The following is a 13,463-nucleotide window of genomic DNA, read 5'->3' on the forward strand; positions in this document are numbered from 1 at the left end:
AATACCAGTTTAATAGCGGGACTAAACATTGTCCAGCAACGGGTATAGCCTCTTTCGGGAGAGATTTCCCTTACGGGTTAAACCGGTGGATGGAGAAAAAGGGCGGAAGTACCTGCGGCTGCGGGGCTACCCGCAGGACAGGCCGCTCGACGGCCCATCCCAGGCGGCCCTGCCCTGGGACCAGCGGGCCAGCGAGTGGTTTGCCGAGGACTTTGCGTGGTGGGCGACGGAGGGGCGGCAGAAGCCGGTTTTGACCGGCGGCGGCCGCCGGGGAAAGAACTGCTGGCCTACTTCGACGGGCTGTTTTCGCGGGCCGGGCTGTAAATGCTCGGCTTTTTTTATTACGGGTCTTCCTGACAGCAATAAAACATTTAAAGAGTGGAGTGAAGGTCTGATGGAAAGTGAAAACAATACTGGTAGTTATTAGGAAACAGATGTGGAAAAAATTCCACATCGGTTACTAAGGTATCGGTACACAGTGGCTGCGCACCGATTTTCGGGCTGGGCTGTAAACGCCCGGCTTTTTTACTTTGTGGGAGGTGATTCAGTTCATGCCCACCGAGCGGGAAATTGAGGCCATGTCTGCTTTCCTCACCGTGGAGGAAGCGGCCGGAATCCTGCGGCTCAAACGGTCTATGGCTTACGAGTACGTGCGGCAGGGGATTATTCCCAGTATCCGCCTGGGCAACTTCATCAGGGTGCCCAAGGCGCGGCTATTGGAACTGGCAGGCATGCAGGATAAGAAACCGGGGGAGGCGAATTTTTAAGCCGTCCCCGCACAACCGCAAAGAGGTGTAAGTAATTTTTGCGGGGACATATCAGAAAACGGTCAAAAACTTCAAAAAACTCCTGGACCGTGATCGTTGAACTGGGCCGCGACCCGTAAACCAAGAAACGGCGGCAGAAGTGGATCACAGTGAGGGGTACCAAGCGCGACGCGGAGGCAGTTTTAGCTGAAGCACTGGCCGCGGCCTCACAAGGAAAATTCGGCCTGGCTCCCAGTGCTTTGACCGTGGCGGGGCTGTTGGGGGTCTGGTTCGATGCTTCGCGGCGCAAGTGGAAGCCGACGACGGAAGCGTGTATGCGGGCAAGCGCTGACGTATGGGTGGAAGTCCTGGGGGCAGTCCCTGTAGCAAAACTGACCGCCGCCGACGTAGAGCGAGCGCTGACCCTGTTTGAGAGAGAACGGAAATATGCGCCCAAGACATGCCGTCGGCTGTTTACGGTCCTGCGGTGCGCCATGCGCTGGGCGGTTAAGAGAAAACTCGTGGGGAGCAACCCGGTCGATGACGTGGAACCGCCCGCTATCCCGCGCCGGGAAGTGCGGGTCTGGACGGAAGAGGAGGTAGCGCGTTTCATGGCAACGGCCGCAAGGACGGAAAAATACATGCTGTTCCGCATGGCGCTGGCAACAGGTATGCGCCTGGGGGAACTCCTGGCCTTGAGGTGGGAGGACGTGGACTTTAAGTCCGGTGCAGTCCATGTGTGCCGGACATGGCAGACAAGGCCGCTGTTAAAGGGATAATCTTTCAGGAGCCGAAGTCGGCGGCGTCCACCCGGCGGGTACCACTTGACCCCGGTACGGTTCAGGCATTAAGGGAACACAGAAAAAAACAGGCCGCAGTCCGGCTAAAGGCGGGAGAAAAGTGGCGGGACTACGGTCTGGTCTTCTGCACCAAAAACGGTACGCCTTATGCTTACAGCGACGTGCGGCAGGCTATGCGCAGGCTGGTCAAAGGGGCAAAAGTACCGCATATCCGTTTCCATGATATTCGACACACGCACGCCTCACTCCTGCTGTGGCACGGTGTCCACCCGAAAGTGGTGGCTGAACGGTTAGGTCACGCCAGCGTAAAGACCACGCTGGATACTTACTCCCATCTGCTGCCGGATACCCAGGCAGCGGCTGCCGCAGCCATTGGAGAGGTACTGGGCGACAGCGTTAGCAAGCCGTTAGCAAAACGTTGGGACCGGGGCTAAAAAACCTTGCGTCACAAGGGTTCCCGGCCCTACCCTTGATGCGTATTATTTTTGAAGTGTTTTGTTCTTCAAGTATGGTGGTAAGATTCTCAAGCGCCTGCTAAAATAAGCAGCAATCGGAAAAAAGGTTGGCCCTTCACCCCTTAAAACTGATTGGCCAATCGTATAAAATGTACGAAGCAAAAAAACAAAAGAATGGAGGGTGGTTTATGAAGGGGTTGAAAAAGTTTTTCTCCCTGGCGCTGGTTACCGTACTGCTCTTTTCCCTGGCGGGCGGTGCGTGGGCCGCACCGAAGGGTGGGGGGCAGCCCGGCCAGGCCCGGGGACATGCTGAACGGAACATGGAGCAGGAACATGAAAGGAACATGAATGAAGGGGCCACGGTTGAGGAAAAGGAGCAGAACCAGAACAAGGAAAGGGAGGAAAATGGGCTAAAAAAGCAGGAAAAAAGGAAGAGCGTGACAGAACACGTTTATAAGGGTATTGAAAACGCCCTGCAGCATGTGAAAAACCCGGTGGCCCGGGCCGCGTTAGAAGCCATTATGGAAGGAAAAAGCGTTCCTGAGGCGGTTTACCAGGCAAAACAATCCCTTAAGGATTGGCACGACCTGGTGGAGGTTACCGTCGTGGCCGAAGAACTAAAAGAAGCGCTGGAAGAGGATGGATCCATCGACAGGCTTACCCGGGCCGAGTGCTACAAGCATCTGGGTGAAATGCTCGTCGAAGCTGGAAAAATGCAGGACGCCCGCTCTTTGTTGGAACAAGCCCTGAAAAACAACCCGGGGGACGATGAAAACTATATTATTTTAAATAAGGTTTTCGCCAAAGTTAAAGATTCAAAAATTAAGGTATACATAAAAGGAAACATGCCCATGTTTGATGTGGCCCCCGTGGTTGAAAATGGCCGCGTCCTGGTGCCGCTCCGGGTACTGGCAGAGAGCCTCGGTGCCGCCGTTGATTACAAGGATAACACCATTAATATTCAACTCAACAATTCCACCGTTAAACTGGTAGTGGGCAGCGGGAAGGCATTGGTTGACGGGAAACCGGTTATGCTGGAGGTTCCCGCCAGGGTTGTTGACGGGCGGGCACTGGTACCTCTGCGCTTTATCGGGGAAGGTTTGAAAGCTAAAGTAAATTACTACCGGGAAGGCAACCTTGTGGCGGTGGAATAATGAATAAAATGCTCGCAAAAGCCACCCTGGCGGGTGGCTTCAATTATTATGATCCCCAGAACTGGGGCCAGGTTGCCCCGCGATGAGAACCGCCGGGGTAAGTGGCCTATGCTATGCTTATGGCCACTCACCCTTTATCCAGCCTTTTCGGCATCCGCTCCCGGACTATGATATGTGGCCGCTTACCGCCATTTTTATCTCTTCGGTTACAACTCCTGGTTGTCCGCTTCCGATGGGGCTGTCATAAATTTTTACCAGGGGCATTACCATCATTAAAGAATTGGTCAGGAAACACTCGTCGGCGTCGAGCAGTTCATGCGGGGAGACCGGCCGCTCCTGTGCCGCAATGCCCAGCCGGCGGCAGGTTTCCAGCACCACCTGCCTCATGATGCCGGGCAGCAACCCCTGATCCAGGGAGGGAGTAATCACCTGGCCGTTTTTTACCAGAAAGATATTGCTCACTGCTCCTTCTGCCACATAACCGGCGGTGTTCAAAAAAAGTGCCTCATCCCACCCACTTTCCCGGGCTTCCTTTTTGGCCAGCACATTTTCCAGGTAATTTAAAGTTTTAAATTTTACTAGAGGAGATTGTTCATTACGCCGGAAAGATGACCAGCCGGCCCGAAGCCCCTTTTGATAGTCCAGGGTGCTGTAAGGCAGGGGGCGGGTGGAGACGACCAGGTTACCGGCGGCTTCGCCCGGGGCCATTCCGGCGGAAAGGGTTAGACGCAGGGCACCGTCAACAGTATTGTTTAGTTTTATTGTTTGATGTACCAGACTGCCCAGCTCATTCAGTAACAGGGGCAGGGCCATCCCCAGGGCTGTGCATCCCTTCTCCAGCCGTTTCAGGTGTGCTTCCAGCAACACGGGTTGACCCCCGCGTACCAGGATGGTCTCAAAAAGGCCGTAACCGTAAAGGAATCCCTGGTCCAGGGCGGGAATTTGAGCGCGGCTTGCCGGTAGAAACTGGCCGTTTATACATATCACGGTGTTCAATTATTTATCACCTCACCGCATCCTCGTCATTACGGTTTTGCTGAACATTCACTGATATTCTATCACCGGGTTGATCGATGATCCCCTTGCACCACCGGCCTGACGGCCAGGAAAGCAAAAGCCTGCCGGTCATCCAGACCCAGCGCCCGTACCAGTGCCCGGGCCTTGTCCAGCGTTTCTACATACTCCATGTAAGGATCTGAGTCGATGGTAATGCCGCCGCCAACCTGGAAGTAGATTTGTTCCCCTTTAAATATCAGCGTGCGGATCACTATATTTAAGTCGGCGTTACCGTCAAAGCCGATGTAGCCGATGGAGCCGGTGTAGATACCCCGGCGTACCGGTTCCAGTTCCTCAATGATTTCCATGGCCCGGATCTTTGGCGCCCCGCTGATGGAGCCGCCGGGAAAGGCCGCCGCCAGCAGGTCCACCACATCTTTATCCGGGGCCAGTTCCCCTTCCACAGTGGAAACCAGATGAAATACGGTGGCGTACTCCTCCAGCCGGTAAAGTTCCGGCACCCGCACCGATCCCGTCCGGCAGACCCGTCCCAGGTCGTTGCGCTCCATATCCACAATCATCACCAGTTCGGCCCGGTCTTTTTCACTGTTCCACAACTCCTCCCTGAGCCGTATATCGCTGGCCGGGTCTCTTCCCCGGGGGCGGGTTCCTTTTATGGGGCGGGTCTCCACCCGCCTGCCGGTTACCTTAAGGAAGCGTTCCGGTGAGGAGCAGACCACCTGGAATTCTCCAAAGTTCAGGTAGGCCGCCATGGGAGCGGCATTGATGGCCCTCAGGCGCCGGTACAGGGGCCAGGGCTCCACCACCCGGGGCAGGGAAAAGCGCTGGGACAGGTTGACCTGAAAGATATCCCCGGCGGCAATGTAATCTTTGGCCCGCTGCACCGCCCGGCAGTAGCTGATTTCGTCAAAATGGGCAAAAAGGACGGGCGCGTTTCGTTTCCCGGGATGGCTTACATGGTGAGAGCCGTTTACCCGTGGTATGCCCGTGTCGCCGGCATGTGACCACGGTCCCCGGCTTGTTTCCATCTGAACGGTTTCCGTTTGTTGCCGTTGCAGCCCCTTGGCCAGCAAACTGCAGGTTTCAGCCAGCCTTTGCCGCGCCCGCCGTACGGCAGTTGCGGGGTCGGTTTCCGGAAAACCAGTGGAAACCACCCATACTTCTCCCGTAACCCGGTCCACCACCGTGACCACGTCGTAAAACCCCAGGCAGAGGTCGGGGGTTTGTAAATCATCCACAGCCAGGGAAGGCATTTTTTCCAGTACCCGCCCCAGGTCGTAACTGAAGTATCCCACCGCGCCGCCGCAGAAAGGAAGGGGACAGCTACCCGGGGGCAGGCGATAATGGGCCAGTAAATCTTTGAGCTTTTCCAGAGGATGGCCGGTTAAAAGAGTAGTTTCCCCTTCCCGTTCCAGCCATAAGCGTTTTCCCCGGGAGCGCAACACCAGAAAGGGATCTGTTCCCATCAGGGAGTACCGGCCCAGTCCCTGGACGATCAACCCGCTATCCAGCAAAAAGCTGTGGGGGCGGGAGGATAGCCCTTCGAAGAGGGCTAATACGTCTGCTGTTACCGGTATTTTCTTTATTAGAGGTGGACACACCGGCATAATCGATCCCCCCTTTCATTGGGATTCAGGCCAGGGTCAAAAAATTTGCCAGCAGTTTTTTCCCCACCACCGTTAAAATGGATTCCGGGTGAAACTGTACCCCCTCCACCGGATATTCCCGGTGCCTCAAACCCATGATTTCCCCCTGATCGGTTTGGGCGGTAATGGCCAGGCAACCCGGGAGGGTTTCTCTTTCCACCAGCAGGGAGTGGTACCGGGCAGCGGCAAAGGGATTGGGTAACCCGCGGTAAATACCCGTGCCGTCATGGTAGACCAGGGAAGTCTTGCCGTGCATGGGCCGGCCGGCCCTTACGACCCGCCCGCCAAAGGCCTGACCGATGGCCTGGTGGCCCAGGCATACGCCCAGGATGGGGATGCGTCCGGCAAAGTGTTTGATTGCAGCCAGGGATATTCCTGCTTCATCTGGTGTGCAGGGACCGGGGGAAATCACAATGTGGCTGGGAGAAAGATCTTCCATTTCCTCCAGGGTCACCCGGTCGTTACGGAAAACCCGTACCTGTTGCCCCAGTTCCTGCAGGTACTGGACCAGGTTGTACACAAAGGAGTCATAGTTATCGATCATGATGACCACAGTAAAAACCTCCACCAATTGGAAGATTCAGTGAAGCCACTCCCGCGCTGTAAAAACAAAAAAACCAGCCCCTGGCTGGTCCTCACCCCAGAATCTCCGAGTCGTCTCAAGCTCCCCCTGGCTCTTCCTTGCTCAGCTCAAACTCAGCTTTCAGTTGTCAAGGTCAGCTTACCACGGTAATTAGCGGGTGTCAAGATCGTGGTATCCGGTAAGGTAAGGCTTGTCCGGTACGTGCGGTCATGGTAATATGGGAAGTAAAGACGGCTGGAATGCTGTGACCAGGACTAAAAAATAGCTGCTATTTCAGGGGATTTTAGGCTAAAAATAATTCAAAAAGCGGACTGGAGGTTTTTTGACTTGCGAGCGCTGGTAGTACAAAATGTGACCATTGAAGGGCCGGGTCTTTTGCAGCCGGCCATGGAGAAAGAGGGCTGGCAGCTTGATATACGGGTGATGGATCAAGGGGGGACACATTTGCCCGTCTCTTTAGATGGCTATGGCGCCCTGGTAATCCTGGGTGGCCCGATGAACGTCTATGAAGAGGAATCTTATCCGTATTTAAGGCAAGTTGATCAACTGATTAAAGAAGCAATCCAAAAAAGTTTACCCGTGCTGGGTATCTGTCTTGGCGGTCAGCTGATTGCCAAGGCCCTGGGTGCACCTGTTGTCCGCAACCCGGTTCCGGAGATCGGCTGGTCTAAACTCCGGCTTACCGCCGACGGTTTGAAGTCGCCCCTGTTTGCCGGTTTGCCCGCAGAGTTTTTTGTCTTCCAGTGGCACGGCGACACCTTTGCCCTGCCTCCCGGGGTTTCTCACCTGGCTACCAGCGAGGATTGTGTTAACCAGGCGTTTTCTTTAGGGCGGCACATCTTTGCCCTGCAGTTTCATCTGGAGGTGAACCCGGAAATGATTAACACCTGGGCCGAAGCTTATGCTGATGAATTGGAAGAATACGGTGGCCCCGGTGCCGCCGGCCGCCTGATGCAGGAGACCGCGGCAATCTGGGAGGAATACCGGCAGGTGGCCGGGCAATTTCTGACTAACTGGATGGCTATTTTATCGAGGCACTAATAAAACAGGTGTCTTCAGGTGTAAATATTCAGTAAAACCGCTATGACGAGGATGCGGCGCTGTCGGCGCGAAGCACTGGAGTGAGCGGGGACCCAGCACTCACTGGGATAAATAGCTCTTCCTAGAACCTGATTTGCCAATTAAACCTGAAACACCGGAAGCAGGGTCATATTTGGGTGAGTGCTGGGCCGCATCCAACCGGGTTCACTGAATATTTACCTTCAGGTTAAAATAAAACGCGAAAAAGAGAGGAAAACTTTGCCCGAACGCGAATTATTTGGGCAAAGTTTTTTGATTCCGGGAGGGATCCTTCATGGAGGTGCGTTTGGGTTCAACCTTGCTGCGCTTGATGGTGGGGGATATCACCCAGCAGGATACCGAAGCCATAGTTAATGCGGCCAATTCCAGCCTGATGGGCGGTGGTGGTGTGGACGGGGCCATTCACCGGGCCGGTGGGCCGCAGATCCTGGAGGAATGCAAGCAGATTGTGGCCCGGCAGGGCAGCTTGCCCACGGGTCAGGCGGTAATTACCACGGGCGGCAAATTGAAAGCCCGGTATGTCATCCATACCGTGGGCCCCATCTGGTCGGGGGGCAACCGGGGAGAAGACGAGTTGCTGCACAATGCCTATTATAACAGCCTTTCCCTGGCCAGAGAAAAGGGTATCAGATCCATTTCTTTTCCCTCCATCAGCACCGGTGCCTACCGTTTTCCCATCGAGCGGGCGGCGACCATTGCTTTGAAAACGGTGCGGGACTTTATTTTAGAAAACAATTTCTTTACGGAAGTACGCTTTGTTCTGTTCCGTGAAGATGATTTCAAAGTCTACCAGAGGGCCTGGGAAAAACTTTCCGGTGGGATAGAAGGTTGAAAAATACAGGCGCCCCAAAGGCTTTTCTGCCTAAAAAGCCCGGGAAATTCCCCGGGCTTTTTATTAAGGATTTTTCCTTTTTAATGAGGAGTAACTGAATCTATTATTTATTTATTAACCTGGTTATGCTGTGGGAGCTTTTTCAAGGCGCTTCGTACGGGTAACCTGTCCCTTTGGGTGGGGAGAGGAGCTTTACCCACACCCTCACGGAATCGGCAATGATCAGGATGACCATGATCAGCATGATTATTGAAATGGCTGCCAGCAGGTAGTTGTGCTTCGGCAGGTAGTTGATGACAATATTTTGATATCCGGCTGTAATGGTGGTTGCTGACAGGAAGACCATAGGGATGAAGGTGGTCCAGGCATACCGGGCCTTGCCCATCCTGATCAGCATGGTGGTGCCGATAGCCAGGGCCATGCTGCCCAGCAACTGGTTGTTCACACCGAAAAGGGGCCAGATGGTGGAAATGCTACCGCCGTACAGCAGGTATCCCCAGGCCAGGGTGAAAATGCCGCTGGTCAGGATGATGCCCGGCCACCAGTTGTGGTCCTTTAACGGCTTGTATATCGTACCGCCGATTTCCTGCATCAGGTAGCGCCCGACTCGTGTACCGGCATCGATTAGGGTGAGGATGAACAGCGCTTCAAACATGATGGCAAAGTGGTACCAGTAGCCCATCAGATGCCGTAAGCCGCCGATTTTGGAGAAGATGTCGGCCATGCCCACGGCCAGGGACACGGCGCCACCGGGGCGGCCGGCCAGGTTTTCTGACACCAGTTGGGAGAGCACGGGCAGGTCCTGTACCTGCATACCCAGCTTGGTAAAGACCTCCGGCGGGCTATTGATGGCGAAATAATCGGCGGCCGGCAGCACGGTGGCTGCGATCAGGGCCATCAGGGCCACAAAACCTTCCGTTAACATGGCGCCGTAACCGATGGGCAGAATGTCGGCTTCGCTGCGTACCATTTTGGGTGTGGTGCCGCTGGAAACAAGGGCATGGAATCCCGACAGGGCGCCACAGGCAATGGTAATGAACATGAAGGGCCATACTTTACCCGGGATAACCGGTCCTCCACCGGCTACAAATTTGGTCACAGCCGGCATTTGCAGCACGGGGTTGACAATAATCACACCTATGGCCAGCAGCAACATGGTGCCCACCTTCATGTAAGTGCTCAGGTAGTCCCGGGGCACCAGGAGCAGCCACACGGGCAGTACTGCGGCCAGGAAGCCGTAAGCGGCAATCATCAGGGAAAGCTGTTGCTTGTTAAAGGTAAGCAGTGGAGCCAGGGCGGAATGCTGGATAACCGGTCCCAGCACCACCCCCAGGATGATCAGGATTACGCCGATTACAGTGGCTTCGGCAATGCGCCCGGGACGGAGCCACTTGAGGTAGATGCCGATGAACAGGGCTATGGGTATAGTTACGCCGACGGTAAAAGTACCCCACGGGCTCTGGAAGAGGGCGTTGACTACAGACACGCTGGCACCCGCCAGCACAATGATTAACAGGAACAGGATGGCTACGGAAGCGAGCCAGTAGGAGAAATTACCCACTTCCCGGCGGGCTATTTCAGCCAGGGATTGCCCGTCATGTCTGATGGAAGCAAACAGAATGACCATGTCGTGGACTGCGCCGGCCACCACAGCGCCAATAAGAATCCACAGGGTGCCGGGCAGGTAGCCGAACTGGGCGGCCAGAACAGGGCCGATCAGGGGGCCGGCGCCGGCAATGGCGGCAAAGTGGTGACCGAACAATATCCAGCGGTTGGTGGGTACGTAGTCCCGGCCGTCATTATGGGCTTCCGCAGGGGTGCGGCGCTTTGGATCCAGGGCCAGAACTCTCGCTGCCAGGAAAGCTCCGTAAAAACGGTAGGCCAGGATAAATACCAGTGCTGCTATAATTACCAGGGTTAAGGCACGCACATTTATTCCCTCCCTGTTGAAAAATTATGAAACCGGCCGGTCCGTGCTTACATTATAAACTCTCCCGGTGAAACAGGTAACAACGGCTTAATCAACGGAACAAAAGAGGGGTTGATCGGAAATATGGGCCCCATCAACAGAAAAAACCCCACTTTCCGTGGGGTAGCATTTTACGAAGCTTCCAATCCCAGTATTGATTTCAGTTCCTTCACCTGGCTCTTGCTGACCGGGATTTGAGTCTTTTTAGGGTCACCCATCACCAGCCAGTATGTTCCTTTGAACCAGGGCAGCACCCCCTGAACCTGGTTCAGGTTAACCAGAAAACTTTTGTGTACCCGGAGGAAACCTTCACTTTTTAACCGTGCTTCCAGTTCAGTCATGCTGCCGGTGTAGGTGCAGGTATCACTGGCGGTGACGATCTGTACGCTGCCGTCTTTGGACCGGCCGAAGATGATATCCTGGTAATCCAGGAGCCTGATTTCCCCGTTTTTTTCCACAGGCAATTTCTTAATCCGGTGTCTTTTTGCTTGCAGCAGCCCGGCCACCCGTTCCACAGCCTCCGTCCAGTCGTCGGAGCGCCTGCGCAGTTCTTCAATGCGTTTGATGGTCTTGGCCAGCCGTTTATCTTCAAAGGGCTTCAAAAGGTAATCCACTGCTCCTAGCTCAAAGGCCCTGACGGCATACTCGTTATAGGCCGTGGCAAAGACCACCAGGGGCGGGTGCGGGGAGGAAAGCATCTGCCGGGCGGCTTCACATCCCGACATCCCCCGCATTTGGATGTCCAGAAAAACCACATCGGGCTGCAGCTCAGCCACCAGTTTCAGGGCTTCCTGTGCGTCCTCGGCTTCACCTACCACCCGGCATTCCGGGTAGGCCGACAACAGGTATTTTAGCTCGTCCCTGGCCAGGGGTTCGTCGTCAACCACAACAGCTGTAAAGGGCGTCTTCCTTCACCCCCTGGGAGCTGGTTTCTTTAGGAAAGCGCAAGACCACTCTGGTACCCTGCCCGGGTGTACTGTTTACCTGCAACGCATACCCCGGCCCGTACAGGCCCTTCAAACGTTCGTTGACAATGGATAATCCCAGCCCGTGGCCGCGCCCGTAGCCGGGCAGGAGGATTTTATCCAGTTCTTCCGGGAAGATACCCACACCATTATCTTCTATGGTGACTATCACTTCTTCAGGCTGTTCTTTAGCTATGATTTTTATCCTCCCACCCTCCCTCTTGGGTTGCAGGCCGTGCTTGATGGCATTTTCTACCACCGGCTGCAGGGTAAAGGCGGGAACGGGGCAGGTTAAAACTGCGGGATCAACAAGCTGGATTACCTGTAGCTTGTTGCCGAAGCGTGTTCCCTCGATGGCCAGGTAGGCCTCCACATGGGCCAGTTCTTCCGCCAGGGGAATGGGAGCATCATCCTTTCGCAGACTGTACCGGAAGAAGCTGGCCAGTTTAATCAACAGTTCCCGGGCCTTGTCCGGCCTGGTGCGTACCAGGGAGACAATGGTATTTAAGGCGTTAAACAGGAAGTGGGGGTGCACCTGGGCCTGGAGCGCCTTCAGTTCCGCCTGGGCACGCAGCCGGGCTTCGGATTCCACTTCGGCCAGTTCCAGCTGGGTGGAAAACAGGTGGGCCAACCCCCGGGCCAGTTCCAGGTCTACCGGCGTGATGCAGTTTTCCCGGTCATGATAAAGCTTTAAAGTGCCTATGGTTACCTCCCGCCTTTTCAGTGGCACCACCACTGCCGAAGCCAGGCGGCAGTTCTTTTCCTGGCAGCCGATTTCATCCCTGGTCTGGGCTACCTGAACCTCTCCGGTGGCCAGCGCCTTTAAAGTGGCACTGGTCAATATGGGAGTCCCGGGGTGATGATGGTCGTCCCCCCGGCCCACATGGGCCAGGATCTCCTGCCCGTTGGTGATGGCCACGGCGGCCAGCTTGACGGAATTATAAATAATCCGGGCCGTCTGCTCAGCCGACTCCCGGTTCAACCCGTGTCGTAAATAGGGCAGGGTTTGGGTGGCAATGCGCAGTGCCTGCTGTGCCTGGCAGGCGGCGATGCGTTCCCGCTGCTCGGCAGCGGTTTTGGCAATGACCATAAAAATGGCCACGCCGATGGAATTGACTATAATCATGGGCGGGCCGATGATCTGCACCAGTGCCCAGGCCTCGCCGAAAGGACGGGCGGTGGCCAGGATAATGGCCATTTGCAATGTTTCTCCCGCCAGCCCGGCCAGTAAAGCTACATGCCAGGGAATGGGGCCGCGGCGGTAGTAGTGCTGCACCAGCCCGCCCAGGGCCCCTTCGGCCACGGCGGCCAGGGCGCAGGAAAAGGCGGTGAAACCACCCAGCAGGTAACGGTGGAAACCGGCGATCAGGCCCGCCCCGGCCCCCACCAGGGGCCCGCCCAGCAAACCGGCCACCATTACCCCCACCACCCGGGAGTTGGCCAGGGCGCCGTGGATGGGCACGGCGGCGTAAGTACCCACAATGCCCATACCACCCAGGGCCAGAGTCAACAGCAGCTTGTCCCGGGGGGTGAGCTGCCGGGATAAAATACGCCCCAGGGCGGGCATGCGGGAAAGAATAAAGGCCGCTGTGGCCACCATGCTCAATCTGTACGCTAGGGTAAGGGCCAAAGACCAGGTCACGGTAGGTCACCCTTTCTAACTGTTTAATCGACCTGTCCGACAATTAGTATACCACAGGTTCACTCACCAGTACAGGCGGGGCTGGAAGTTATGGGGTGTATGCAGCTAAAAGCTAAATCTAACATATCGTCATTTTTCTATGGACAACTTATCAGAAATGTGTTACTATTTCATGTAAAGGGATTCAACCGCATAGTCGTGTCCGGGTTCCCCTGTCAATCAGGCAGGGGTAAAAGGGAACCAGGTGCGAATCCTGGACGGTGGGGCCACTGTGAATGGGTAGCGGCTTTCCACAGGGCCACTGGCCCAGCACTTACTGATTGGCTGTTACATTTAAGGGTACCCTGTTCTACAGTGAATGATGTAACAGCATGGTTGTTTAGCCAATGTCACTGGTGAGTGCTGGGCTGGGAAGGCGGAAAGCAGGCGATGACCCATGAGTCAGGAGACCTGCCCGGGCGCGCGGCACGGAAAGCCTCCCAGGGAACAGGGGCTTGTGCCGGTAATAGCCTTACCACTTTACGGTGGGCTGCAGCCAGTGTAAACAAACCCCGGTCTCTGACAGGCCGGGGTT

13 protein-coding genes and 1 riboswitch are annotated in these 13,463 nt (G+C 55.6%); of the genes, 7 read left to right on the forward strand and 6 right to left on the reverse strand.

The annotated features are described in order from the left end of the window. The first annotated feature begins 195 nt into the window (after window positions 1-195). From J2Z49_RS09680 to J2Z49_RS09700, 5 genes are all read left to right on the forward strand, one after another. On the forward strand, window positions 196-324 hold the full coding sequence (locus J2Z49_RS09680; protein ID WP_307402562.1) for a hypothetical protein: 129 nt from the start codon (window positions 196-198) through the stop codon (window positions 322-324). Window positions 325-539: 215 nt separating this feature from the next. Next, entirely contained in the window at window positions 540-767 is a 228-nt protein-coding gene (locus tag J2Z49_RS09685; RefSeq protein ID WP_307402686.1) for a helix-turn-helix domain-containing protein, read from the forward strand. Window positions 768-916: 149 nt separating this feature from the next. After that, window positions 917-1,525: a tyrosine-type recombinase/integrase gene (locus J2Z49_RS09690; protein ID WP_307402564.1), complete on the forward strand. Its 609-nt coding sequence runs from the start codon at window positions 917-919 to the stop codon at window positions 1,523-1,525. Further along, window positions 1,495-1,980, forward strand: a complete 486-nt coding sequence (locus J2Z49_RS09695; protein ID WP_307402567.1) for a site-specific integrase — start codon at window positions 1,495-1,497, stop codon at window positions 1,978-1,980. Before J2Z49_RS09690 ends, J2Z49_RS09695 begins: the two co-directional genes overlap by 31 nt. A 209-nt stretch (window positions 1,981-2,189) precedes the next feature. Beyond that, window positions 2,190-3,155, forward strand: coding sequence for a copper amine oxidase N-terminal domain-containing protein (locus J2Z49_RS09700; RefSeq protein WP_307402571.1), 966 nt, complete (start codon window positions 2,190-2,192; stop codon window positions 3,153-3,155). A gap of 165 nt (window positions 3,156-3,320) precedes the next feature. On the opposite strand, the gene J2Z49_RS09705 is transcribed toward J2Z49_RS09700, so the two are convergent. The 3 genes from J2Z49_RS09705 to J2Z49_RS09715 all read right to left on the reverse strand — a co-directional run bounded on the left by J2Z49_RS09705 (window position 3,321) and on the right by J2Z49_RS09715 (window position 6,371). Then, window positions 3,321-4,142 (reverse strand): aminotransferase class IV, encoded by an 822-nt coding sequence (locus J2Z49_RS09705; protein WP_307402688.1) that lies wholly within the window; start codon window positions 4,140-4,142, stop codon window positions 3,321-3,323. Between the two features lie 71 nt (window positions 4,143-4,213). Next, the gene (gene pabB / locus J2Z49_RS09710) at window positions 4,214-5,779 is read right to left on the reverse strand and encodes an aminodeoxychorismate synthase component I (RefSeq protein ID WP_307402574.1); all 1,566 of its coding nucleotides are present in this window, start codon (window positions 5,777-5,779) and stop codon (window positions 4,214-4,216) included. 25 nt (window positions 5,780-5,804) lie between these two features. Beyond that, a complete protein-coding gene (locus J2Z49_RS09715; RefSeq protein ID WP_307402689.1) occupies window positions 5,805-6,371 on the reverse strand; it encodes an anthranilate synthase component II in 567 nt (188 codons plus the stop codon). A gap of 357 nt (window positions 6,372-6,728) precedes the next feature. Between J2Z49_RS09715 and J2Z49_RS09720 the strand changes: the two genes are divergently transcribed. Together J2Z49_RS09720 and J2Z49_RS09725 are read left to right on the forward strand one after the other, a co-directional pair. Then, window positions 6,729-7,442, forward strand: coding sequence for a type 1 glutamine amidotransferase (locus J2Z49_RS09720; RefSeq protein ID WP_307402577.1), 714 nt, complete (start codon window positions 6,729-6,731; stop codon window positions 7,440-7,442). Between the two features lie 313 nt (window positions 7,443-7,755). After that, on the forward strand, window positions 7,756-8,313 hold the full coding sequence (locus J2Z49_RS09725; protein ID WP_307402579.1) for an O-acetyl-ADP-ribose deacetylase: 558 nt from the start codon (window positions 7,756-7,758) through the stop codon (window positions 8,311-8,313). Window positions 8,314-8,455: 142 nt separating this feature from the next. Here J2Z49_RS09725 and J2Z49_RS09730 read toward each other — a convergent pair whose 3' ends face one another. The 3 genes from J2Z49_RS09730 to J2Z49_RS09740 all read right to left on the reverse strand — a co-directional run bounded on the left by J2Z49_RS09730 (window position 8,456) and on the right by J2Z49_RS09740 (window position 12,889). Further along, on the reverse strand, window positions 8,456-10,243 hold the full coding sequence (locus J2Z49_RS09730; RefSeq protein WP_307402582.1) for a carbon starvation CstA family protein: 1,788 nt from the start codon (window positions 10,241-10,243) through the stop codon (window positions 8,456-8,458). Between the two features lie 170 nt (window positions 10,244-10,413). Continuing rightward, window positions 10,414-11,169 (reverse strand): LytR/AlgR family response regulator transcription factor, encoded by a 756-nt coding sequence (locus J2Z49_RS09735; RefSeq protein ID WP_307402585.1) that lies wholly within the window; start codon window positions 11,167-11,169, stop codon window positions 10,414-10,416. Then, entirely contained in the window at window positions 11,162-12,889 is a 1,728-nt protein-coding gene (locus J2Z49_RS09740; RefSeq protein WP_307402588.1) for a sensor histidine kinase, read from the reverse strand. The genes J2Z49_RS09735 and J2Z49_RS09740 overlap by 8 nt, the downstream gene beginning before the upstream one ends. Window positions 12,890-13,076: 187 nt before the next feature. Then, window positions 13,077-13,361, forward strand: a riboswitch (cobalamin riboswitch). Window positions 13,362-13,463: the final 102 nt, after the last annotated feature.

The organism is Desulfofundulus luciae, assembly GCF_030813795.1.
GTDB lineage: Bacteria > Bacillota > Desulfotomaculia > Desulfotomaculales > Desulfovirgulaceae > Desulfofundulus > Desulfofundulus luciae.